Raw genomic sequence first — 510 nt, forward strand, 5'->3', positions numbered from 1 at the left:
GACCCCGCCATGGCTTTTGTTGGTTGAAACGGTTTCCAGGGCCATCATTCACTCGCTGAAGAAATAGGCGCAGACCTTGTTCCCGGCCGGATCGCGCAGATAGGCGGCATAGGCGCCGGGCAAGTGACCGCGAGGGCCAGCTGCGCCTTCACACGCACCACCCGCCGAAACGCCAGCGGCGTGGAATGCATCGACGTCAGCTTGACTGGAGGTCGCAAAGCCGATGGTCACACCGTTGCCGGATGGCGCTTCACCGTTGCCCGGACGCAGGACCGGAAAGGCCGGCTTGTCCTTGCCATACAGAATGGCGCTGTCACCAAAGGGCCCCAAATTCTTCACGCCCAAAGGCGCCAGTGCGGCGTCGTAAAACGCCGTGGAAACTGCCAGATCGCTTGCGCCGACGCAGGCGTGCGAAAACACGCCATCACCCGAAATCACTGCCATATTTATTCTCCGACTCTATCAAAAATGAATGTCAGAACACAACCACGCTGCGAATGCTCTTGCCGG

1 protein-coding gene is annotated in these 510 nt (G+C 59.6%); it reads right to left on the reverse strand.

Features of this window, described 5'->3' with window-relative positions; all coding sequences use genetic code 11:
• Positions 1 to 48: 48 nt before the first annotated feature.
• Positions 49 to 444 carry a VOC family protein gene (locus tag ACFC3J_RS23100; protein WP_017501550.1) on the reverse strand — a complete coding sequence of 132 codons (396 nt, stop codon included), beginning with the start codon at positions 442 to 444 and terminating at the stop codon, positions 49 to 51.
• Positions 445 to 510 lie beyond the last annotated feature (66 nt).

This window comes from Sphingobium sp., from assembly GCF_041987595.1.
Taxonomy (GTDB): domain Bacteria; phylum Pseudomonadota; class Alphaproteobacteria; order Sphingomonadales; family Sphingomonadaceae; genus Sphingobium.